The organism is Bacillus sp. PPSBB_2 (assembly GCF_045291115.1).
GTDB classification, from domain to species: domain Bacteria; phylum Bacillota; class Bacilli; order Bacillales; family Bacillaceae_G; genus Bacillus_A; species Bacillus_A cereus.
Map to the genome: position 1 here is coordinate 1,272,125 of NZ_CP147983.1, position 21,662 is coordinate 1,293,786.

Here is a 21,662-nt window from a genome sequence, read left to right on the forward strand (position 1 = left end):
GGAGGGGACATGGTAATGAAAAATGGTAAACAGCCAACCAAAAAAGAAAAGATTCATATTGAGTCATATAATTTACACCCTAATAATTGGTTAATCTTCAAAAAGTTAAGTAATGAATTACATTTAGTTCATCGTTATACAAATGTAACAAAAATAATTCCAAGCGCATAAATAGGAGGAAAATAATATGGATAAATTAACAGTAGCAAACGAATTACATATTTTAGGGAAGCGAAATATTGCAGGATGTGAATTCACTGGAATTGAGGGTGGTTTTGGTGAAGGTAAGAAAGCGATGTTAGTGAAAGAAATTGCTGAAATTCATGGGCAACCATTAAAACAAATCAATCGTCGTATTAATGAAAATTGCCCTCGATTTAAAAAAGGCGTTGATATTATCGATTTAAAAAGTGGTGCTTTTAACGAACCACAATTATTAAATCTTGGTTTTTCAAATATGCAAATTGCAAAGGCAAATGGCATCTACCTTCTATCCGAACGAGGATACGCCAAACTATTAAAAATCCTTGAAGATGATACAGCATGGGAATTATACGATCAGTTTGTGGACGGGTATTTCAACATGAGAGAGCAGAAACAAATTCCTACAGACCCAATGAGTATTTTAAAGCTAACATTTGATGTGTTAGAAGGACAAAAACAAGAACTTCAGCACATCAAATCAGATGTCAAAGACTTACGCGAAAACGCACCATTATTTGCAGTAGAATGTGATGAAATATCTAATGCTGTTAAACGCCATGGTGTTACGTTGTTAGGCGGCAAACAATCGAATGCTTATCGAAATCGTGGGTTAAGAGTAAAAGTTTATCGTGATATTTACAACCAACTATATCGTGAGTTTGGAGTAACAAGCCATAAAGCAATTAAACGTTGTCATTTAGAGTTAGCATCAAAAATTGTTAAAGGATATAAATTCCCAATTGTATTAAGTGAAGAAATTACTTTTGTAAATTCACAAATAAATATGGCGGAAGTTCAGTAGGAGGAGCAATCATGTAACAAAAGATTTTAGTAATTACGATTAATTTCGCAGGTTTTCCAGGTATCAATGAATTTCACTCAAAAGATGCTGCAAAAGAAGAAGTAAAAAAGTTAATTCAAAAAGGTGTAAGTCCCAAATCAATTCGTGTAACGCAAGAAATCTCTATGAATATCGATATTCAAGTAGATGTTGAATTGTAAGAAGAAAGGTTTAGGTGAGCAAAGTAATGGAAGTCATGATTGATTTAAATACATTTGCTGATGGAGCACTTGCTGAAAGATTTCATCAAGAGTTTGAGCGCGTAATGGAAAATATGGCGGATTTAAATACTGATCCGAAAAAAGCAAGAAAGATTGTTTTAACACTTTCGTTTACTGGTGATAAAAAACGTGATGTATGGAATTGTCAGGTTCAAGCCACTTCGAAACTAGCACCAACAGAAGCGGTAGAGTCTAAGATTCTATTAGATATGGACCAAAACGGAAATTTAGTTGGTCAAGAGTTAGCTTCCGGGATCCAGGGACAGTTTTATATTGATCTACAGGGTGATGTGAAAACAGATGTTGGACAACCTGTAGAAGGAGTAGAAGAAAAAGAACAAAATGAGGCTGTTGAGAAGCAAACAGTAGTAATTGATTATATGAAAAGCAAATCTAATTAAGAAAAGGGGAAATAAAATTGACTATGACAAGAGAAGCAATTGAAAAAGTATTAGAGATTGGAACAATTGAAACACATAAAATCGGGGAACAAACTTATTCAACGCAACGATTACATCTTGTGCAAGAACCAACACCAGCAGAGATTATTGTCCGTAGTTTATCTGGTTTAGTAGGTTACGTGAAATCAGAATTTGACACAACTGAATCTGTAATGATTCATATTGTAAATCCAACAACGGTAAGTTGCTTTACTGCGGTTAATGGAGATAAGGCTAGAAGTACTTATATCGAAGCACAAGCATCCATTCCACGTTTTAATTTTGGAAGTTTTTATGACAGAGAAGAATTTAATATTGCATTGCAATCAAGTTTTGTACAAAACAAGCATCGTGACATCGTTTTACAAGTAGTAGGTACTGTCGTAGAAAATGATGTAAAGGAAATTGGAGATGATGGTGTATCACAAGCTGTAACTGTGAAAACAGGGGTTGCTAGTAGAGGGAATGCGAAAGTACCTAATCCAGTGCAATTAAGCCCATATCGAACGTTTGTTGAAGTAGAACAACCAGAAAGTAAGTTTGTGTTTAGAATGCGTGAAGGTGCTCGTTGTGGTTTGTTTGAAGCTGACGGTGGGGCTTGGAAATTAGAAGCAATGAATAACATTAAAGAGTACTTAAATAAAGCATTATCGCAAGAAGTGGAATCTAAAAAGGTGTTTATTTTAGCCTAATGGACATTATAACGGTAGAAAGTACAACGAATGTCTGTATCTTTGGATTAGGGATTGCGATACTTGCGTATGGAGTTTATAAAGGCGGTACTTTCATTGAACGAAAGTTTGATGAAAGTGATCGTTTAGAAAGGGAGCGTTTAAGTGATGGGAACCGAAAGCAGAGTGCTTCCAGAACATTTGATGATGGCATCAGAATTAGAAAAAGAGCGTAAGGAATGTATACAGAACCGACAACTTTTATATAAACAAATGGAGCAAGCCAATAGAAACAGCGACAAAATTGCTTATGTTGAACTTCATGATTTATATCAAAAGCAAAATAGCAGAGATTTAGAAATATCAAAGGAGTTATCAGCTATGTACTTCAAGAAAATAAAAAATGATTCTTCTAAAGAAAGAAAACAGGTTTTAGAAGTAGCAGATCGTTTGGAAGAAGTGGGAGGAAGAAAAGAAGTTGTCGATAGTATTCGACGGAATTCATAAAAAAGAACCCGCTGCAACGGGTCCTATTAGAAAAAATATTACTTGATAAGTATAACATTAAATATAGTTCTTGAGAATTTATGAGGTGGCTTTTATGGGGATTATCCGAGTGAAAAAAGACAGCAATTATTCTGTCATAAATAATACCGGTTTAAAAGATGAAAGGTTGTCTTGGAAGGCAAAAGGGATTTTAGCTTATGCACTTACATTACCTGATAATTGGACTTTTCATATAAGTGAGTTATCTCAACACGCTAAGGACGGGGAAGACTCGTTACGTTCAGGGTTTAAAGAGTTAAAAGCGCTAGGATATATCAAGCGTTATCCTGTTCGTGATGAAAAGAGCAAGAAGATAACAAATTGGGAAACTGAAATTTATGAAACACCAGATACGGGGAAGCCACATGAGGAAGAGCCACTTATGGAAATTCCACATGTGGAAAACCCACTTGTGGGAAACCTACATGTGGAAAATCCGACACTACTAAATACTAATATACTAAGTACTAATAAATTAAATACTAATATACAAAATACTAATTATTATCATGATGATAATAAAGAATCGAAATCACATGTATTAGTCGATGAAGAATTTAAAGTTAGTTATAACTTTTTAAAAGGTGAAGGAATTCCGTTAAGTGAAATTGCCATTACGGAATTAGGAGAGTTTTGTGATTCGTTTGGTAGCGAATTAATTAAACATGCTGCTCACAAAGCTATTGATGAAAATAAGCCAAAATGGAATTATATTAAGGCCATTTTGAAAAGCTGGGAAAAGCAAAAAGTAAAAACATTAGATGATGTTGCTGCATTAGATAGACGCTTTGAAATGAGTAAGAACAAGCGATTGAATGGTTCGGGACCTGGTCGTTCAAATAGAAAAGAAATTGTTCCAGAATGGTTACGTGAAGATGTTGAGCCAACTAAAAAAGAAATCGAAAAGCAAAACTCGCAATCTATTGATGAAGAGCGTGAGAGATTGCAAGAAGTGCTAAACAAATATAAATCATAGGAGCGATTTACATGTTAAATCCATTTGAAGATGTAATTGGTGAAGAGTGTTATGAATGCGAAAATCCTTTTCCTGAGTCTGATATGAGTAAAATATATATTTCTGGTTTGGAAAGGATTTTATGCAAGCAGTGTAGAGAGCAGCTTGAACAGAAAGTAAAAGTGTTAGATTTTCGTGTCATTCATGACTTACTAAAGGAATTAATAAAAGGATTCGGCCGTGAGAAAGTCCGTCAATTTGATTTAGTAACTGCAAAAAGATACGTGATTGACAACGGAGTGGATCTAACGATTGAAAAACGTGGTGGCAAGTTCAATCAAGAACCTTTAGGCGAATTTGTTTCCTTATCTACCGAAGAGTTAATTACAATCATCGAATTTTTAATGAGAAAAATGAATCCTAATCTATGGATGAATGCTGTGATAGGGAATGTGTTAGAGCAACAAATAATTATTACACTTTCACGGATAGAAGGTGAGTCAAATGACTGAACAAATCACAATAGATCATGATTTTATTTATGAGCCACTCATAGATACATACATGGTGGACATTGTTACAGAGTCAGGATTCAAATTAGAATTTTGTGAAGCTGAAACGAAAGAAGAAGCGGCGTTAAAAATTCGTGAAAAATATCGTAAGAATGATAGTTTTAAGATTCGTAGTATTGAAGTTTCGAATAGATCGTTAAAAGAAATTCAAGAACTTAACTAACAATTGAATAGTAGAAGATACTTATGCGGAATCCATATGATTATTATATAACTCCAGAAGAATACGAAATAGCAGAAAAAAATGGTGTTTGCGCAAGTACGCTAAGGTCTAGAATTTATGATCTTTGTTGGAGTAAAGAGCGAGCAATTCATACACCACCTATTAAAAATCACCTTTGGCGTGAAGTGAAAGAGATAGCACTGAGTAATGGTATTGCAAAGAATACATTTGAAAAACGAATAAAATTAGGTTGGGATTTAAATCAAGCGATAACGCAAAGGCCTATGAATTCAAAAGAAATAGCGGAAATGCGAGAACAAAAGAAAAAACGTGTTTTTACAAATGAACAAATAAGAAGAGCAAGATTAAATGGAATTAGTTATTCAAGGTTATGGGAAAGGGTAAAAAATGTAAATGGGATGCAGAACGAGCGATTCATACTCCAATTTTGTCAAAATCACAAGTAGGGATAATGGCAAAAGAAGCATCACCGTGGTCTAAGATGGTAATTCCATCAAGAGAAGAAATAATGAAGCGTAGAAAGCGAACTTATATAGCAAATTAGTTTGAATTCATAAATCTTGAATCGAGGAGAGATAGAGAATGAATTTACAAATTGATGAAAAGAATGTAGCTGCTGGTCAATGGGTTGCATGCGAATAAATGTAGATGTGCCACAGTTGAGGAAATCAACGCAGAAAGTGTAAGACGTGTATTTGCTCAAAAGGGACGTAAGCCGAACGAGTATCGTTCAGGTGATGTTGTAACGGATGACGTGTATGCATCTCGTGTTTTATACGTAATAGGTGATAGAGCAACAGTAGAAGTGATGAATTTGCATCAAACGTATGAAGTAGCAACAGAAAATTTAGAAATTCTATTTTTCACTGAAGATATGGCTGGATAAAGCAAGCTACAATCAATGCAGAGAAAGCCATTGAGGAAGCAAGAGGAAAAGCTGAAGCGAATGAGATTATTAAGAAGTCTGTAACTCCAGAAATTGTAGAAATGAAAAAGATAGAAAAATGGGATGGTAAGTTACCGCAAGTGAGTGGAGAAGCGAATCCGTTGGTTCAAGTTAAGTAAATAATTCAATCTGGACTTTTTGAAATATAGGAGTCCAGATATTTATACAAAATAATTATTTTAGTGGAAAGAGAGGGAGTATCATGGGTTACGCCAATAGAGGAATGTCATTTGAACTTTTATTAAACAATACATGCCGTACGTATAAAGCGGCGAATGTAGGAGTATGTAATAAGCGTCCTACACCAATAAAAGTGATAAAGACTGATAAGAAAGGGAATATAACTAAAAGTGCGTGGGAAAGTAAATCTACAGTAGATTATGACGGTGTGTACAAAGGAAGAGCCGTTTATTTTGAAGCGAAATCTACTGAAAAAACCACGAGCTTCCCGTTAGATAATATAAGTAGACATCAAATTGACTATTTAAAGGATACAAAAGAACAGGGAGCAATTTGTTTCTTTTTAATAGAGTTCAGAACGGATCAGGTTATTTATTTTGTTCCTGTTTCTGTAGTAGCAGAATACTATGAAGCTATGCTTTATGACGGAGGAAGAAAGTCTATTCCAAGAGAGGAATTTGAGAAAAGAGCGTATATAGTACCACAAACAAATAGAGCACCTGTTGATTATTTATATCATGTAGATAAGTTAGGCATGGTTACTATATGAGTCCAAAAGAAGCGAGGATGGAAGTAATAGGATTAACAGATAATCATTGCCGTCAGTGTGACAATAAATGTTCTCGTGATTTTGTGTATTGTTGGACAAAGTGTGAAATAGGGAAGAGATTGAATGAAATAGGGGTTGTTTTGGGCGGAAAAGTTTTTGTTAAAACATCCATACCAAGAACAGAAGACGAATGGAATAAAATTTGTGAAGAAACCATGAAACTTAAAGAAAATGGGATGAAATATATTGAAATTGCTAAAAAGTTTAATGTGAGTTACGGGCATTTAAGAAAACAGTTAAATAAACGTGACATGAAGAAATAAGTTTACATGGCGAAAGAGGAAGCAGGTGAGCCAACCCTTGTTTGAATGGATTAAAGATTATAAAAAGTTGGAAGATGAAATCATTTATTTAGAAAATAAATTGTATAGAAGTAAAAGAGAATTGATGCGTTGGAGTGTTGGTGATTTATCAAAGTATAAGTTAACTGCTGATTCAGATGGTGCAAAAATAGAGGAACACATAGGGGCTATAGAATATGAACTAGCAAATAAGATGAACGATCAGTATGACCTCAAAATATTAATTAGTAAGTTTGAAGGGTTAGAAAATAAAATTCTATTTGGTAAGTATGTGCAACGAAAAACATTAGAATCTATAGCTAGAGAATTAGGCTATAGCAGTAGTTATGTATATCAGAAGCATGCTGAAATTTCTAGAAGGATAAAGCTTGCTGAGGAACTTACACTTTTCTTACAGTAAGTTTTACATATGGTATCTATTGAAAAAATGAATTATAGTAATAGCATAGAATTTTACGTAAGAGCGACTGGTGCAAGGTTGCTCTTTTCTATTTTTAATAGTAACTGTGAAATTTTAATGGGTTGGTTACCGAATAATGCTTTATGGATGTCTGTTTGAATGAACTGGCGTTTATAGGGCAAGTACATAATTACAAAGAGAACTTTCGAATCTACTTGTAATTATGCAGGAATACAAAAATAACTAAACGGTCTATAAGGAGAGCTTTTGCTCTTCTTTAAGCTGATACGCCTACCTATAGTGTCAGTTTAAAAAAGGTGCAGAAGAACACCTTTTACATCATGAGATACAACAAGAAAAAGGTGAGAAGAATTTGTTAAATCAAGTATTCAACATGGACTGTTTAGAAGGAATGAAAATGATTGAGGATAAATCAATTGATATGATTTTATGTGATTTGCCTTATGGGACTACATCTTGTAAATGGGACAGCATCATTCCTTTTAATTTGTTATGGGAACAGTATGAACGAATTATAAAGGACAATGGAGCTATCCTTTTAACAGCAAGCCAGCCATTCACAACAAAGGTAATTGCTTCTCATATGAAACTATTCCGTTATGAGTGGATCTGGAAGAAAGGGAATCATACAACTGGTTTTCCGAATGCAAATAGAATGCCATTAAAGAATCATGAAAATGTATTGGTGTTCTATAAGAAATTACCTAAGTATTATCCTCAAGACTTAATCCTTTTGGATAAGCCAGCTTATAAAAAGAGTACAGACAAGAAATTAAAAATATTTGGGAAAAGAAATAATGAATCATTAAATAAAGTACCTGTAACTAAGTATACAAATTATCCAAAGTCCATTATTGATTGTCCTCGTGATAGCAAAACGTTTCACCCAACACAAAAGCCTGTAGCTTTATTTGAATACTTGATAAAGACTTATACAAAAGAAGGCGAAACAGTATTAGATAATTGTATGGGTAGTTTTACAACAGCTATAGCATGTATTAATACGAATCGTAATTACATTGGATTTGAAATGGATGAAGAATATTGGAAGTTAGGTAAAGAACGAGTAGCAAGACATATACAAACAATTGAGCATTCGTAATGAGTGCTCTTTTATTATGTGAAAATTATATAGGTGGTGTTAATGAAATGATCTGTGAAATTAGAAAAACAATATCGGGTACAGAGTATTGGGATAATGAAAAGAAAAAGAGTCTATTTGTTCCAATTGGTGAAGAACCAGGATTTGAAGTAACTGTTAATCCTGAGAGTATGATTGCCGATAAAGGATTTGCAACAGGAGGGTATTTGACTAAAGATAAGTTGGCAATTGGTGAATCAGGAACAGAGCTTATCTTGAGTAACAAGACAATAAAAGAGTTACGTGAGTATGCTGATGAGTTAGGTATTGAGATTCCTTCTGATATTAAAAAGAAAGAAGACATCATTGACTTACTATCATGAAATACTGTGACTTCAATGGCTGCCATAACAAGATAAGCAAAGGGCGTTACTGTGAAGAGCATAAGCGTAACAAACCAAGGAAGAAGAAAGATAAGAAGAACATCTATCATCATGAGAACAAACCATTCTATCGAACCGATGCATGGAAGTTTGTCAGGTCAAAGGTATACGAAAGAGAGAAGGGATGTTGTCAACGATGTGGAGGGTTCGTTTTTGGTAGGCGTGCTCATGTTCATCATGTAATACCAATCAAGGAAGATCCAACTCTTAAATTAGAAGAGAATAACCTAAGGTTACTTTGTCCAGTTTGTCATACAATCGAAGAAAATGAAGATAAACCGAAAAAAGTTTTTCCGAGTTATTTTGGAAGCCCCCCTATCAAAAATTAAAATTTCCTCTCTGGGGAGGATAGGTAGCGTAGGGGGCATATCAATAGTTGCACCATTTTTAAAAAAATGAAGGGGGGTGTGAAAATGGCTCGAATGTCAAAGAAGAAAAAGTTGGAAATGCTAGATGTTGCAAGGGATGAAGAACGAAATAGAATCATAAGATTATTGACTGAAGATGACAATTTCACACCTTCCTTAGAACCATTAATTGATAATTATTTAGATGCTTTTATCATTTATAAAACGATGTTTGAAGAATGGAAAGCCGATGGTTTTGCTCCTACAAAAACGCATAAAAACAAGGCTGGAGCAGTAAATGAAATGAAACATCCGCTCGCTCAACAAGTTGAAACGTGGAATGATAAGAAGAATAAAATGTTAGAAGCTCTAGGAATGACGAATAAGGGGAAAAGTGTACAAAAGACACCAAGAAACAATGAAAATATGCAATCTAATGAACCAAAAGATGAATTAGCAGTTCATCGAGCCAAATGGCGGAAATCTACATGATGATTAAACTAGGCGTGAACTATGCGGATCAGTATGCAAGTCACGTCATGGAGCATAAAAAGAAATACCCGAAATCGATCATTCTTGCGGTAGAGCGATATAAGAAGTGGAAAAAAAGAAAAGATATCTGGTTTGAAGTAGACCGAGCAAATGAAATGTTAGATTTCGTTCAATCTTTCATCCGCCATGTGAAAGGACCACTGGCCGGTCAATTGATGGAATTAGAATTGTGGGAAATGTTTGTCTTTGCTAATATGTATGGTTGGTATCGTAAAAATGAAAAAGGGAAAGTTGTCCGTGTTGTTCGAGAGGCCTATGTGCAAGTGCCAAAAAAGAATGGGAAAACAATTATTGCCGCAGGTGCACTGCTCTATGCGATGTATGGAGAACTGGAACTGGGAGCGGATTGTTATTGTGCAGCATCTGATTATGAACAAGCACAAAATGCAGCGGAACCTATTGCGCAAGCAATAGAAAACTCGGAACCGTTGGCACGACATACACAGGTGTATAAAGGAATCAATGGTACAGTGAGTGGTGCCATGTACCGATATCATAAAAATGGTATTGCTTATCAGAATAAATTTAAGGTATTAACGAAAAACACGAAGGGTCTTGAGGGAAAGAACCCTTATTTTGTATTGAACGATGAATTACATGCACAAGAAAACATGGACATGTACGATAATTTAAAATCTGCCCAGGTATCTCGTGAACAGCCCATGATGCTGAATATTTCAACGGCAGGTAAAGGTTCATCGAGCGTCGGAATGCGTGTATATAAACTTGCAAAAGAAGCGTTGGAAAAAGATAATGATGATCCTTTATTTGTTGCAATTTGGGAGCCAAACAAAGGGTATGACTGGACGGATAGAACAGTATGGAAGATGGTGAATCCGAATATTGGTGTTTCTGTTACGATGGAGCAACTCGAGAATGAATATAAAAAAGCGCAACAATCCGCACATTCAAAAGCGGAATTTCTTTCGAAGCATCTAAATGTCTTTGTAAATAGTGCAGACAATTATTTTGAACATGATCAAGTTCAACATGTGCTTGTGGAAGATTTGGGTGATCTCACAGGAGAAATATGTTATGTAGGATTGGATTTATCTAAAACAACAGACTTAACATGCGTGAGCTTAAACTTCCCTTCACATAATGATGAAGGAAAGTCGATTATAAAAGTTAAACAGATGTATTTTCTTCCGAATGACAATATTGATTTTAAAGAAAAAGAGGATAATGTTCCCTATACTGATATGGTTGAACGTGGTTTTGCAACGTTTTGTGATGGGAAAATGATTGACCAAGATCAAGTTATGGAATATATCGTTGAAAGTATGAATTTGTACGATGTACAACAAATAAATTATGATCCAGCAATGTCCCAAAAGTTAATAGAGAAGCTTGAAAACCTCGGTTTAGAATGTATTGCAGTAAATCAGTATCCAAACGTTATGAATGCAATGCTTGATGATTCAGAAATACTAATTTATGAAAAGCGTTTAATTACAGACAATCCTTTATTTGTTTATTGCGCCCTTAATGTTGTAGTAGTAACGAATATTAACGGAATGAAAGCCCCAAGTAAGCGACAGTCCAAAAAGAAGATTGATGGATTTGTGGCTTTTTTAGTTGCTCACAAAGAAACGATGATGGTTATGGATAGCATAACAGAGGAAGGTATGGATGAATTGATTGGTGATATTTATCGATAGAGAGGCGGTGAAAAATTGGGTTTAAGGGATAGGTTTTCAAATTACTTATTTAAAAAGGCTGAAAAACGTGGTTATCTTGATGATGTTTTAGGCAAGAGTATTCGTTATGGTGGTGTGTATGTTACAGATTCAAACATCTTACAATCTAGCGATGTTTACGAGTTGTTACAAGACATCAGTAATCAAATGGTATTGGCTGATATTGTTGTGGAAGATGAATTTGGGAAGGAAATCAAGGATGATATTGCCTTTCAAATCTTAAGGAATCCAAACAACTATCTTACACAATCTGAATTCATTAAATTAATGACGAATACTTATTTACTCGAGGGAGAAACATTTCCGATATTAAATGGTACTCAAATCCATTTAGCTTCAAATGTTTTTACAGAGTTAGATGATCATTTGGTAGAGCATTTTAATATTGGTGGTCACGAAATTCCTCCGTTTATGATTCGTCATGTGAAAAATATTGGCGCAGATCATCTAAGAGGGAAAGGCATTCTTGATTTAGGAAGAGATACACTTGAGGGTGTTATGTCAGCTGAGAAAACTTTAACTGACAAATATAAAAAAGGTGGACTATTAGCATTCTTACTAAACTTGGATGCTCATATCAATCCACAGAATGGCGCGCAGTCAAAGTTAATCAATGCAATTTTAGATCAACTGGAATCAATTGATGAATCTAGGTCTGTAAAAATGATTCCTCTTGGAAAAGGGTACTCAATTGATACGCTTAAAAGCCCGTTAGACGACGAAAAGACCCTAGCATACCTAAATGTATATAAAAAAGATTTAGGTAAGTATTTAGGCATAAATGTGGATACATACACGGAGCTAATCAAAGAAGATATTGAGAAAGCAATGATGTATATCCACAATAAAGCAGTTAGACCAATAATGAAAAATTTTGAAGACCATTTGAGTCTTCTTTTTTATGGCCAGAATTCAGGGAAACGAATTAAATTCAAGATTAATATTCTTGATTTTGTTACGTATAGCAACAAGACAAATATCGGTTATAACCTTGTGCGTACAGCTATTACTTCACCTGATAATGTCGCTGATATGCTTGGATGCCCTAAACAGAATACACCAGAGTCACAAGCTATATACATTTCAAATGATGTAACTGAAATCGGTAAGAAAGATGCGGTAGATGGTTCATTGAGAGGAGGTGAAGAGAATGAAAATTGAGGTCCGGGGGAATCAAGTTATTCTTGATGGATATGTGAATGTTGTGGACAGAGAAAGTCGAATGTTGCCTTCTCCGAGGGGATATTTCAAAGAGAGAATTGTGCCTAAGACGTTTGAAAAAGCTTTAAAGAAAGCAAAGAATGTGGACTTGCTGTTTAACCACAATAAGAATAGAAATCTTGGCTCTATTGAAAACGGAAATCTGGAATTGTATGAAGACAATATTGGTTTAAGAGCCATTGCTACAGTTACAGATGAACAAGTGATTGAAAAGGCAAAAAACAAAGACTTGCGTGGTTGGTCATTTGGATTTGTTGCCGAAAAGGATTCCTGGGAAGAGGGCGAAGCTGGTGTTCAAAAACGATCTATTGAAGAATTAGAACTCTTAGAAGTTTCTATTTTGGATATGACACCAGCCTACGTTGCGACTTCCATTGAAACCAGGGGTGAAAATACAGCCATGATTGAAATGAGAAGTGAAGAAGCAGCTGTAAAAACGGTTGTGGAAGATGATATAGAAGAAAGAAATAACATTATTAAACAAATAAAAAAGTCCTGGAGGAAAATTAACATGAATTTAAAAGAAATCTTAAAAGCATCTCAAGCACGAAATAAAGCTCGATTAGCAGAATTACAAGGGAAAGTAGAGAAGGGTGAAGTTCGTTCAGAAGAATTAGCAGCAGTTAAGGCTGAAGTAGAAGCATTAACGAAAGAAGCGAAAACCTTTGCTGATGAAATTGCGAAATTAGAAGCGGAAGAAAAAGAAGAAGATTCAGACAAAAAGAAAGATGATGATCTAGAGAAAAAAGAAGATCCGGCAGCAAAAGAAAATCCGAATGAAAAAACGGAACTGTCAGAAGAACAACGTTCCGCTATTTCAGCATCTATTGCAGCAGCTCTTTCTACTAAAGGTCATCGTGCAAACAAAGAAACGGAAATTCGTTCTGTATTCGCTAACTACATTGTAGGTAATATTGATGAAAAGGAAGCTCGTGCATTAGGTTTAGTTACTGGGAATGGTTCTGTTACGATTCCAGATTTCTTAAGTAAGGAAATTATTACGTATGCTCAAGAAGAAAACTTCTTACGTCGCCTAGGAACAGGAGTAAAAACAAAAGAAAATATTAAATATCCTGTTTTAGTTAAAAAGGCAGAAGCGCAAGGACATAAAAATGAGCGAACAAATAATGAAATGCCAGAAACAGATATTGAATTTGATGAAATCGAACTATCACCAACAGAATTTGATGCCCTTGCTACTGTAACGAAAAAGTTATTAGCACGTACAGGTTTACCGATTGAACAAATCGTTATGGGCGAGCTGAAAAAAGCTTATGTTCGTAAAGAAACTCAATATATGGTAAATGGTGATGAAGCGAATAACATAAATGACGGTGCATTAGCAAAGAAAGCTGTTGAGTTTAAAACAGATGAGAAAAATCTTTACGATGCATTAGTAAAAATGAAAAATACACCTGTTAAAGAAGTTCGTAAAAAAGCACGATGGGTGTTAAATACAGCAGCGTTAACAAAAATTGAAACTATGAAAACAGATGACGGTTTCCCATTACTTCGTCCGTTTAATCAAGCGGAAGGTGGAATTGGTTACACGTTATTAGGCTTCCCTGTTGAGGAAGAAGATGCAATTGACATTCCTGATTCACCAGATACACCAGTATTCTACTTCGGTGACTTCTCTAAGTTCTATATTCAAGATGTCATTGGATCGTTAGAAGTACAAAAATTAGTTGAGCTATTCTCACGTACAAACCGTGTAGGTTTCCGTATTTGGAATTTACTAGATGCACAACTCATTCATTCACCATTTGAAGTTCCGGTTTATAAGTATGTTTTAAAAGCTTCTACTGGAGCTTAATATGGATGAATTAATTGAGAAACTAAAATCTCATATTCATTGGGAAGAGGGCATGGATGAGTCTTTGCTCTCTTTTTATATTGAACAAGCAAAGACTTATGTAAAGAATGCGACAGGCAAACAGACCGAGTATTTAATTATAATGGTCGCCGGTATTTTCTATGATTACAGAGTCTCTGAAAAAGAATTAGAACAGGCACTGGATGCTTTAACGCCGTTCTTTGTCCAGGAGGTTTATGCCGATGAAGAGAAAGACGAATAAACTCAAATGGATGGGAGAGCTACTTAAATTAGGAGAAACCATTGATCCGGAAAATGACCGAGTTGTTATGGGCTATCCTTTAGAACGGAAACTTCGTTATAACAATATTGGAGTTACGGCTACTGACAAATTTACAACGAAAGATACGAATGAAATTGTAAAGAAAATTGAAGTTCGTATTGATCGGGAGATTGAAAATAATCAAAAGGATTACCGTGTAAAAGTTGGCGGCCGTATCTATGATGTTGAGCGTATTTATGTACGTGAAGAAGACCGATTGATGGAGGTGTCATTGTCCTATGCAAATTAATTTTGAGCAATTACGAACGCTTATGAAGCAATCAGGCCTTCCAGTATATCGTGATGAAGCTCCTACAACGGCGAAGTATCCTTACGTTGTGTATGAGTTTGTGAATGAGCAACAGAAAAGAGCTTCTAATAAGGTTATAAAGGATATGCCACTTTATCAAATTGCAGTTATTACAAATGGAACTGAAAAAGATTACGCTCCGTTAAAGGCTGTTTTTAACGAAACAGGCGTGTCTTATTCTCAATTTGATGGAATGGGTTATGACGAGAACGACGACACCATAACGCAGTTTATCACGTATGTGAGGTGTATCCAGTAATGGCTTCCAATAACAATGGTTTTGCTGAAGCTTTAGAAGATATTAATACGCTATTACGGGTGAATAAAAAAGTAAGTTTGGATGTGTTAGATGAAGCAGCCAAGTATTTTGCTAGTAAATTAAAACCCAAAATTAAACCATCCAATAAAAACAAGCGGACACACCTAAGGGATAGTTTAAAGGTTGTTGTGAAAGATGATCGTGTATCTGTGGAATTTAAAGATGAAGCTTGGTATTGGTATTTAGTTGAACATGGCCATAAAAAAGCAAATGGTAAGGGTCGTGTGAAAGGGAAACACTTTGTTCAGAATACCTTTGATGCAGAAGGTGACAAAATTGCTGATATTATGGCACAAAAAATAATTGATAGAATGTGAGGATGATATACATGACAATTGAAAATAAAGAAATTCAATATTCCGTAGGGATTGAAGATTTATATCTGTGCTTGATGAAGGGAAATGAAACTTCTAGTGCACTACCAACTTATGAGGATATCGTTTATAGACAAACGAATATTGCTGATTTAACAATTTCAAATACAACTGCAAACTTTACGAAGTGGGCATCTAATAAAAAGATTATTAATGTTGTGAAAAATACAGCGTTTGGATTAGCTTTTAATCTTGCTGGTCTAAATCGTGAAGTAAAAGATAAAATCTTTGCTAAAACACGTAAAAAAGGCGTGTCTTTTNCAAGCCGCAGATGGTATGGAGCAACTAGGAAAGAAATTAGATTTGCACAATATGATGGAAGCTACTCAAATGCTACAACGAGTATCGCAACAGTTAATTGAGCTCGGAAAAGCGACCGTGGGTATAGCGATAGACTTTGATAGATCGCAAAGAAAAATACAATCTTCATTAGGATTGACCCAAAAAGGTGCTGAAAACCTGGGTAAGATTTCAAAGGAAGTGTGGAAAAAGGGATTTGGTGAAAGTCTTGAAGAGGTCGATAATTCACTGATAAAAGTCTATCAAAATATGCGGGATGTTCCACATGAAGAATTAAAAGGTGCATCGGAGAATGTCTTAACCCTAGCTAAAGTGTATGATGTTGATTTAAACGAAGCGACACGTGGTGCAGGACAATTAATGAGTCAATTTGGTTTATCAACACAACATACTTTTGATTTACTTGCTGCCGGTGCTCAAGCAGGTCTAAATTATTCGGATGAGTTGTTTGATAACCTTTCAGAATATGCACCGTTATTTAAGCAGGCAGGTTTTACTGCGGATGAAATGTTTACAATCTTAGCAAACGGGACACGTGACGGCGCTTATAATTTGGATTATATCAATGACACAGTTGCTGAATTTGGAAAGAAAGTACAAGACGGTTCAAAAGGAACTGCAGATGCTTTTGCTGGGCTTTCAAAAGAGACTCAAGGTGTTTGGGAAGCTTTTAACAATGGTAAAGCAACAGCCGCTGATGTGTTCAAAGCTGTAATAGGCGATTTAGGAAGTATGGACGACAAAGTCAAACAAAATCAAATTGGTGTTGGATTGTTCGCCACTCGTTGGGAAGATATGGGCGCGAAAGCGGTATTAGGGCTTACTGATGTAAACGGTGGACTTGGTGATGTAAATGGACGTATGGATGAAATGAAAAAACTTCAAGAAGAATCACTTGGACAAAAGTTTCAAAGTGCATTGCGAGAAACGCAAGCAGCACTGGAACCGTTAGGAAAACAACTTGCCGATTTAGCTGCAGATGTTCTTCCGAAAGCTGCAAAAGGAATCTCTGATCTTGCTGAATGGTTTTCTAAGTTACCTGGGCCAGTTAAAGATTTTGTTGCCATTTCTGCAGGCTTGACAATTGCTATTACAGCTATAGGGGCTGCGATAGGTGTGTTATCTTTTGCGTTTGGTGCACTGAGTTTATCATTATGGCCTGTTTTGGGAATTATCTTGGGTCTTTCAGCTGTAATTGCAGGTGTTATTTGGGCCGTAAAAAACTGGGGAGAAATAACCGATTGGCTTTCAAAAAAGTGGTCGGAATTTAAAGATTGGTTTGGTGAATTGTGGGATAGTATAGTTCAAACTTGTGAAGATGCTTGGTCATCCACAGTTGATTACTTTTCTGGAGCCTGGTCAGATTTTTTAAATATGGTCAATGAGTTCTTTGAACCTGTCGGTCAATTTTTTGCTGATTTATGGACTGGAATTTCTGATACGGCATCGGAAATTTGGACAGGTATTACTGATTATTTTTCAGAATCGTGGTCTTCATTCATTGAATTAGCAGATAGTATATTGTCTCCTTTAGGTGAATTTTTCAGTGGATTGTGGACGGGTATTGTTGAAACGGCAACTTCTATTTGGGATCAATTAAAGACAACTTGGCAAGAAACATGGGATGCAATACTCACAGTTTTAGATCCGATTATTTCAGCAGTTTCCACAGTTTTAGAAGCAGGTTGGCTACTCATTCAAGCCGGGGCACAAATTGCATGGGCGGCAATATCTCAATATATTATACAGCCGATCCAGGAAGCGTATGATTGGATAAGTGCGCAAATTGGTGAATTAGTCACATGGCTTAGTACGCAGTGGGAACTTATAAAGGCTGCTGCTCAAGTTGCTTGGGGCTTATTTAAACAATATATTACTCAACCTGTTCAAGAAGCATGGGATTGGGTTAAAGAACAGATTGGTGCGCTTGTTTCTTGGTTAAATTCACAGTGGGAGACAGTGAAATCATATACTTCCACAGCGTGGAATCTAGTAAAACAATATGTCATTCAGCCTGTTCAGGAATTGTGGAATGCAACGAAAGAAAAATTGAATGATTTAGCGAATTGGATACTAGGTAATTGGGCCAAAATCCAATCTTATACACTTACGGCATGGAATCTAGTTTATAAATATATTATTGATCCAGTGATTTCAGCTTATAATTCTGCAAAAGAGAAGTTCAATGATATGTACAATACGGCACGGGAAAAATTTGATTCTGTAAAGAATGCAGCGCAAGAAAAGTTTGATGCAGCAAAGAGATTTATCGTTGATCCGATAAAAGATGCGGTAGATAAAGTAAAGGGATTCATTGATAAAATCAAAGGGTTTTTCAGTGATTTGAAATTAAAGATTCCAAAACCAGAAATGCCTAAAATGCCACACTTCAGTTTGCAGACTAGTACGAAAAATATTTTGGGTAAAGACATTACTTTCCCATCTGGTATCGATGTGCAATGGCGTGCAAAAGGCGGTATCTTTACTAGACCTACCATTTTCGGCATGAGTAATGGTCAGTTGCAAGGTGCAGGAGAAGCGGGGCGAGAAGCAGTTTTACCATTGAATAAAAAGACATTAGGTGAGATTGGTGAAGGGATTGCAGCAACGATGTCTACTGAACCAACTGTAATTAATATTTATAATCCTTCAGTGAGGGATGATCGTGATATCGACCGCATGGTCGGAAAAATAGATGATGCACTTGCTCAAAAAGGGCGTAATTCAAAAATAGGAATAGGGAGGACTTAAATTGCTAGACATAGGTATCGATAATCAGTTGGCAAGTGACTACGGAATATGTATAGTAGGACGCCCTGTTATTCCTACAGCAGAACAAGAAGTAGAACATATTGAAGTGTCTGGTAGACATGGTTCACTTACAAAAAAAGGGGCGTTTAAAGACGTCCCTTTAAAAATAAAGTTCAATATGCTTGAAGAAGAGAATATTAAGCCGTTAGTGCGACGTATGAAGGCTTGGTTGATGAATGGAAAGACATTATATTTTACCGATGATGATGTGTATCGAAAAATTAAACATGTTGTAGTAGGTGATATTGTAAATGAAATTGAGGAGCATGGTGAATTTGAAGTGGATTTTAAGCTAGATCCCTTTGAATATACAGAGGATGTAAATCTAAAGTTCACCAAACCTGGTGTGATTTATAATCCAGGTACAATTGAATCTGATCCTAAGTTTTGGATTGTGGGAAATGGTACTTTCCGTATAACAATCAATGACGTCTCTTTTCAAATAAAAGACGTGAATGGTTCTGTTGTCATAGACTCAGAAATACTTGAAGCATATACCGATACCATATCAATGAATAATAAAATGGTTGGGCAGTTCCCTATATTCAACGTAGGAGAAAATACAATAGAATGGTCAGGAGCAATTCAATTCATGGAAATTCGACCTAGGTGGAGATATAAATGATTACTTTATATAAACCAAATGAGACTGATTTTACACACAATGGTATAGGAGCTTTAGATAAAAATATTTATAACGCAACTGTTGAGGAAGAACTCAATGGTTTATTTTTATTTTCATTTAGTTATCCATTGTTTGCGCCGCGTGGTCTGGAAATAGAGGGAATGAGTATCATTAAAGTTCCAACTCCTGATGGTGAACAACTATTTCGAGTGGCAGCTCCTAAGGTCAGTATGGGTGAGATTACAGCGCAATGTTATCACATTTTTTATGACTTAACAGAAAATCTAATTGAAGACATTTTCGCTGAAACAACAAATGGTAATGGGGCTATGAATCGTATGTCAGCAGGGTGCCAATACAAGCATCCTTTTCAGTTTTATTCAGATGTACCAAAGATAGCCAGTGCACGTATTGTCCGTAAAAATCCTGTGGAAGCATTATTGGATTCTAGTCAAGATAATTCATTTGTTAATCGTTGGGGAGGCGAATTAAAACGAGATAATTTTGATGTGAAGATGTTACAAAATCGTGGTATGGATCGTGGGGTAGTGATTCGTCATAAAAAAGATTTACTAGGATATGAAGGTAATGTGGATTGGAAAAGTCCCATAACCAGAATCATGCCACAAGGTTTTGATGGGTTATTTCTTCCTGAAAAATATGTAGATAGTCCACTTATAAATAAGTATCCTCATCCTAAAATTAAAGTGATTGAATTTAAACATATTAAAGCTGCTATTGGTGAAAATGTTGACGATGAAGATGCAGTTCCGTTAGAAGAAGCGTATAGATTATTACGACAGGCCGCCAAAGATATGTTTGCTATTCAAAAGGTTGATCAGCCTAAAGCAAATTATAATGTTAAGTTTCAGGAGTTATCACAAACGGAAGAGTATAAGGATTATAAGCATTTACAAAGTGTTTATATGGCAGATACGGTTACGGTTGAGCATCAAGAAGATGGGATTGATATAAAGGCGAAGGTAATTGCTTATAAATATGATCCAATAAAAAAAGAGTATCTGGATATAACCATTGGTAACTTCAAAGAATCCTTTACAGACGTTTCCGGTAGGGTTGATCTGGTACAAGAAGAGTTATCCAATATGCCAGGCTCTATTTTGGATGCAGCAAAAGCAAATGCTACAAGTCTTATTAATTCAGGATTTGGAGGACATGTCCGTGTTTATCCAAATCGTATTTTAATTATGGATACCAAAGATGAAAAGAGTGCGAAAAAGGTTTGGCAATGGAACTTGAATGGATTAGGGTATTCTTCCACAGGTGTGAATGGACCATATGGAACTGCCATTACAAGTGACGGAAGAATTGTTGCTGATTTTATTACTGCAGGTACGTTGAGTGGAAATCTTGTGCAAGGTGGAGAAATAACAGGTTCAACATTACGAACTTCAGATAGCGTGAACTATGTAAATATCTCAAAGCAATTTATACGCTTGTATGAGTCATCTAAAACAAGGGTGTTTGTAGGGTATTACAAAAATAGTAGAAATGGAATACAGCCTACTCTTATTTTAGGTGGAGATTCAGATTCCACAGGGGCAAATGGAGCTATTATGGTATACCAATTCTCAGATACAAGTGTTAAGTCTGGTGGAATTGGAATTACAAAAGGACTCGATGGCAATGGATACTTGAATGCAGCTTCTTTATATTTTTCTCAAACGGGGAATGCAATGCTTGATGCTGATAAAATGATTGTCCTAAATGCCGAAAGTGAAATGAGATTTAAGGTTAAAGATCAGTTCCGCTTTTATCGGAATGACAATTGGATTGCAAGTATTGGAGTTGCATCTGGAGGGGATACGGATATTATGCTCCCAAATGCAATAATACGAAATTCGAGTTGGGATAATGGGTATATCCAAGTGAAAACCGCCCTTGGGACATATTATCAAGGAGTAATTGCTTCAGACTTCAAAGTTTCTTCAAAAGAAACCTATAAAACCAATATCCGTCCTGTTGCATTCAGCGCACTGGAAAAGGTAATGGAATGGGAAATTAAACAATACAATTTGAAAACCGACATTCCAAAACTGTATGAGATGCGTATGAATCGTAAGGAAGGAGAGCCAACAATTACTACAGATGCAATTCCTACACATTATGGTTTAGTTATTCCAAAAGAATCAGAGGAAAATGGTGTAGGCTTATATGGAATGCTTTCACAATTAACAAGTGCATTTCAAGAGTATGTAACTAAAACTAGGGCTAAATTCGAAGAAATAGAGCCGATAAAGCCTAAAGGGAATATAAAACATAGGAACAAAGTAAAACGTCAAAGAAGACCACCTAGACGTGTGAAAAGGAATAGTTAGAGAGAGGTG

Annotated in this window: 27 protein-coding genes and 4 pseudogenes; all 31 read left to right on the plus strand. The window is 35.6% G+C overall.

The genetic code is table 11. The features are described 5' to 3' along the window. Positions 1-15: 15 nt before the first annotated feature. Positions 16-171 (plus strand): DUF6906 family protein, encoded by a 156-nt coding sequence (locus V6946_RS06260; RefSeq protein WP_406622267.1) that lies wholly within the window; start codon positions 16-18, stop codon positions 169-171. A gap of 16 nt (positions 172-187) precedes the next feature. After that, positions 188-1,006, plus strand: a complete 819-nt coding sequence (locus V6946_RS06265; RefSeq protein WP_366981964.1) for an ORF6C domain-containing protein — start codon at positions 188-190, stop codon at positions 1,004-1,006. A 226-nt stretch (positions 1,007-1,232) separates the two neighbouring features. After that, complete coding sequence (locus V6946_RS06270) at positions 1,233-1,667, plus strand: replication terminator protein (RefSeq protein WP_366981965.1); 435 nt, start codon at positions 1,233-1,235, stop codon at positions 1,665-1,667. A 17-nt stretch (positions 1,668-1,684) separates the two neighbouring features. Beyond that, entirely contained in the window at positions 1,685-2,398 is a 714-nt protein-coding gene (locus V6946_RS06275; protein WP_366981966.1) for a hypothetical protein, read from the plus strand. Continuing rightward, positions 2,398-2,613, plus strand: a complete 216-nt coding sequence (locus V6946_RS06280) for a hypothetical protein (protein WP_199697402.1) — start codon at positions 2,398-2,400, stop codon at positions 2,611-2,613. The genes V6946_RS06275 and V6946_RS06280 overlap by 1 nt, the downstream gene beginning before the upstream one ends. Beyond that, entirely contained in the window at positions 2,546-2,884 is a 339-nt protein-coding gene (locus V6946_RS06285; RefSeq protein ID WP_199697438.1) for a hypothetical protein, read from the plus strand. The genes V6946_RS06280 and V6946_RS06285 overlap by 68 nt, the downstream gene beginning before the upstream one ends. A 94-nt stretch (positions 2,885-2,978) precedes the next feature. After that, a complete protein-coding gene (locus V6946_RS06290; RefSeq protein ID WP_366981967.1) occupies positions 2,979-3,899 on the plus strand; it encodes a DnaD domain protein in 921 nt (306 codons plus the stop codon). Between the two features lie 11 nt (positions 3,900-3,910). Further along, positions 3,911-4,390 carry a hypothetical protein gene (locus V6946_RS06295; protein WP_366981968.1) on the plus strand — a complete coding sequence of 160 codons (480 nt, stop codon included), beginning with the start codon at positions 3,911-3,913 and terminating at the stop codon, positions 4,388-4,390. Continuing rightward, positions 4,383-4,613 carry a hypothetical protein gene (locus tag V6946_RS06300; protein ID WP_208742745.1) on the plus strand — a complete coding sequence of 77 codons (231 nt, stop codon included), beginning with the start codon at positions 4,383-4,385 and terminating at the stop codon, positions 4,611-4,613. Before V6946_RS06295 ends, V6946_RS06300 begins: the two co-directional genes overlap by 8 nt. Positions 4,614-4,636: 23 nt before the next feature. Then, positions 4,637-5,178 (plus strand): annotated as a pseudogene (locus V6946_RS06305) (hypothetical protein). Between the two features lie 84 nt (positions 5,179-5,262). Further along, on the plus strand, positions 5,263-5,520 hold the full coding sequence (locus tag V6946_RS06310; protein WP_406622268.1) for a hypothetical protein: 258 nt from the start codon (positions 5,263-5,265) through the stop codon (positions 5,518-5,520). Then, positions 5,520-5,699, plus strand: a pseudogene (locus V6946_RS06315) (prohibitin family protein); the annotation flags it as partial. The gene V6946_RS06310 and the pseudogene V6946_RS06315, both read left to right, overlap by 1 nt. Positions 5,700-5,782: 83 nt before the next feature. Continuing rightward, on the plus strand, positions 5,783-6,310 hold the full coding sequence (gene recU / locus V6946_RS06320; RefSeq protein ID WP_366981970.1) for a Holliday junction resolvase RecU: 528 nt from the start codon (positions 5,783-5,785) through the stop codon (positions 6,308-6,310). Beyond that, on the plus strand, positions 6,307-6,633 hold the full coding sequence (locus tag V6946_RS06325) for a hypothetical protein (RefSeq protein WP_366981971.1): 327 nt from the start codon (positions 6,307-6,309) through the stop codon (positions 6,631-6,633). The genes recU and V6946_RS06325 overlap by 4 nt, the downstream gene beginning before the upstream one ends. A 37-nt stretch (positions 6,634-6,670) precedes the next feature. Beyond that, complete coding sequence (locus V6946_RS06330) at positions 6,671-7,072, plus strand: hypothetical protein (RefSeq protein WP_208743485.1); 402 nt, start codon at positions 6,671-6,673, stop codon at positions 7,070-7,072. A 373-nt stretch (positions 7,073-7,445) separates the two neighbouring features. Beyond that, positions 7,446-8,195, plus strand: a complete 750-nt coding sequence (locus tag V6946_RS06335) for a site-specific DNA-methyltransferase (protein WP_366981973.1) — start codon at positions 7,446-7,448, stop codon at positions 8,193-8,195. A gap of 47 nt (positions 8,196-8,242) precedes the next feature. Next, entirely contained in the window at positions 8,243-8,557 is a 315-nt protein-coding gene (locus V6946_RS06340) for a Rho termination factor N-terminal domain-containing protein (RefSeq protein ID WP_366981974.1), read from the plus strand. Further along, positions 8,554-8,946, plus strand: coding sequence for an HNH endonuclease signature motif containing protein (locus V6946_RS06345; RefSeq protein WP_366981975.1), 393 nt, complete (start codon positions 8,554-8,556; stop codon positions 8,944-8,946). Before V6946_RS06340 ends, V6946_RS06345 begins: the two co-directional genes overlap by 4 nt. Before the next feature lie 84 nt (positions 8,947-9,030). Next, entirely contained in the window at positions 9,031-9,456 is a 426-nt protein-coding gene (locus V6946_RS06350) for a P27 family phage terminase small subunit (RefSeq protein WP_366981976.1), read from the plus strand. Next, the gene (locus V6946_RS06355; protein WP_366981977.1) at positions 9,453-11,177 is read left to right on the plus strand and encodes a terminase TerL endonuclease subunit; all 1,725 of its coding nucleotides are present in this window, start codon (positions 9,453-9,455) and stop codon (positions 11,175-11,177) included. Before V6946_RS06350 ends, V6946_RS06355 begins: the two co-directional genes overlap by 4 nt. Before the next feature lie 15 nt (positions 11,178-11,192). Further along, on the plus strand, positions 11,193-12,377 hold the full coding sequence (locus V6946_RS06360; protein WP_366981978.1) for a phage portal protein: 1,185 nt from the start codon (positions 11,193-11,195) through the stop codon (positions 12,375-12,377). Then, a pseudogene (locus tag V6946_RS06365) lies at positions 12,367-12,771 on the plus strand (HK97 family phage prohead protease); the annotation flags it as partial. The gene V6946_RS06360 and the pseudogene V6946_RS06365, both read left to right, overlap by 11 nt. 177 nt (positions 12,772-12,948) lie before the next feature. Continuing rightward, entirely contained in the window at positions 12,949-14,253 is a 1,305-nt protein-coding gene (locus tag V6946_RS06370; RefSeq protein ID WP_366981984.1) for a phage major capsid protein, read from the plus strand. Position 14,254: 1 nt separating this feature from the next. Further along, entirely contained in the window at positions 14,255-14,515 is a 261-nt protein-coding gene (locus tag V6946_RS06375; RefSeq protein WP_366981979.1) for a head-tail connector protein, read from the plus strand. Then, positions 14,496-14,825 carry a hypothetical protein gene (locus V6946_RS06380; RefSeq protein ID WP_406622269.1) on the plus strand — a complete coding sequence of 110 codons (330 nt, stop codon included), beginning with the start codon at positions 14,496-14,498 and terminating at the stop codon, positions 14,823-14,825. Before V6946_RS06375 ends, V6946_RS06380 begins: the two co-directional genes overlap by 20 nt. Then, complete coding sequence (locus tag V6946_RS06385) at positions 14,815-15,144, plus strand: hypothetical protein (RefSeq protein WP_366981981.1); 330 nt, start codon at positions 14,815-14,817, stop codon at positions 15,142-15,144. The genes V6946_RS06380 and V6946_RS06385 overlap by 11 nt, the downstream gene beginning before the upstream one ends. Next, positions 15,144-15,521: an HK97-gp10 family putative phage morphogenesis protein gene (locus V6946_RS06390; protein WP_366981982.1), complete on the plus strand. Its 378-nt coding sequence runs from the start codon at positions 15,144-15,146 to the stop codon at positions 15,519-15,521. The genes V6946_RS06385 and V6946_RS06390 overlap by 1 nt, the downstream gene beginning before the upstream one ends. Positions 15,522-15,532: 11 nt before the next feature. Then, a pseudogene (locus tag V6946_RS06395) lies at positions 15,533-15,850 on the plus strand (phage tail protein); the annotation flags it as partial. Between the two features lie 58 nt (positions 15,851-15,908). Further along, on the plus strand, positions 15,909-18,629 hold the full coding sequence (locus V6946_RS06400; protein WP_406622270.1) for a phage tail tape measure protein: 2,721 nt from the start codon (positions 15,909-15,911) through the stop codon (positions 18,627-18,629). 1 nt (position 18,630) lies between these two features. Further along, the gene (locus V6946_RS06405; protein ID WP_366981391.1) at positions 18,631-19,314 is read left to right on the plus strand and encodes a phage tail protein; all 684 of its coding nucleotides are present in this window, start codon (positions 18,631-18,633) and stop codon (positions 19,312-19,314) included. Then, positions 19,311-21,653 carry a phage tail spike protein gene (locus tag V6946_RS06410; RefSeq protein ID WP_366981393.1) on the plus strand — a complete coding sequence of 781 codons (2,343 nt, stop codon included), beginning with the start codon at positions 19,311-19,313 and terminating at the stop codon, positions 21,651-21,653. The genes V6946_RS06405 and V6946_RS06410 overlap by 4 nt, the downstream gene beginning before the upstream one ends. Positions 21,654-21,662: the final 9 nt, after the last annotated feature.